Genomic DNA, 1,249 nt, shown 5'->3' on the forward strand with positions numbered 1-1,249 from the left:
CTCGCCCGATCTGGCGGCGCGGGTCCGCGAGCTGGTCAACAATCTCGCCGCCGACGGCCTGACCGTGCTGCTGGTGGAGCAGCAACTCCAACACGCCATCGAGATCGCCGACCGGGTGGCGGTGCTGGAGTACGGCCGGATGGTCTACGACCGGCCGACAGTGGAGGCCCGCCGCGATCCGGCCCCGCTGGCGGCGATGGTGAGCATCGCCGCCGTCGCGCCGCCCCCACCCAACCGACCGACCCCTCGGCTGTGGGCCGACACCCCGTAGGCACCCGACAGTGCTCGAGTCACCCGACCCTTCTCGGAGAGGTAGACACCGATGACAACCGTCACGAGCGATGACACGTACACGTTCGACAACGGCGCACCGGACGCCGTCGCGCAGATGCACGCGCTGGAGTCCTTCCTGGATCCGATCACCACGCGCCGGTTGGCCGGCCCGGTGCTGCGACAGGGCGCGAGCTGCTGGGAGGTCGGGGCGGGCGGCGGCTCGATGGCCCGACGGATCGCCCGCGCGGTCGGCGACGACGGTCACGTGCTGGCCACCGACATCGACCCCACCCACCTGGTGGCCGAGGGCAACCTGCGGGTACGCCGGCACGACGTGCGCACCGAACCGCCACCCGGTGACGCGTTCGACCTGATCCACGCCCGGCTGGTGCTGCTGCACCTCCCCGATCGCCGCCGGGTCCTGCGCACCCTCACCGGCGCGCTGGCGCCGGGCGGGTGGCTGGTGGTCGAGGAGTTCGACTGCACCGCACCGCAGCGGGTGCTCACCGCACCGACCGACGACGCCGCGAAGCTCTTCGCGCAGGTCATGGACGCCATGATGGGTGTCCTGGAGGAGCACGGCGCCGACCTGGGTTGGGCGCAGGACGTGCACACCGAGATGGCCCTCGCCGGTCTGACCGACCTGGACACCATCACCCACTCGCAGAGCTGGTCCGGCGGGTCGACCGGAACGTCGCTGTACGAGACCAACTCCCGCCAGTTGGAACCGGACCTGCTGGCCGCCGGGCTGTCGCCCCAGCAACTGAACGCGTTCCGGCGGCTGCTGCGTGACCCCGGGTTCGCCGTCATGTCGTACCACTTCGTCTCCACGCGGGGCCGCCTGCCGAGCTGAGCAGGTGAACCACCGCGCGGAGCGCGGTCGCGCCGTCCGTACCTCTCCCGCCGCAGCACCCCCCGACTGCCGGCCGGACAGCCCGCCGACGGCCTCGACCGCACCGGCCGGGCTCCCCCGCGA

At 72.4% G+C, this 1,249-nt stretch carries 1 protein-coding gene and 1 pseudogene; both read left to right on the forward strand.

Features of this window, described 5'->3' with window-relative positions:
- A pseudogene (locus KBX53_RS33415) lies at positions 1–271 on the forward strand (ABC transporter ATP-binding protein); the annotation flags it as partial.
- 51 nt (positions 272–322) lie between these two features.
- Positions 323–1,126: a class I SAM-dependent methyltransferase gene (locus tag KBX53_RS33420; protein WP_210863851.1), complete on the forward strand. Its 804-nt coding sequence runs from the start codon at positions 323–325 to the stop codon at positions 1,124–1,126.
- Positions 1,127–1,249: the final 123 nt, after the last annotated feature.

This window comes from Micromonospora sp. M51 (genome assembly GCF_018070305.1).
Lineage (GTDB): Bacteria > Actinomycetota > Actinomycetes > Mycobacteriales > Micromonosporaceae > Micromonospora > Micromonospora parva.

Bases quoted from the DNA above. Each gene is read 5' to 3' on its own strand.
- KBX53_RS33420 (WP_210863851.1), top strand. From the start codon at position 323: ATGACAACCGTCACGAGCGATGACACGTACACGTTCGACAACGGCGCA.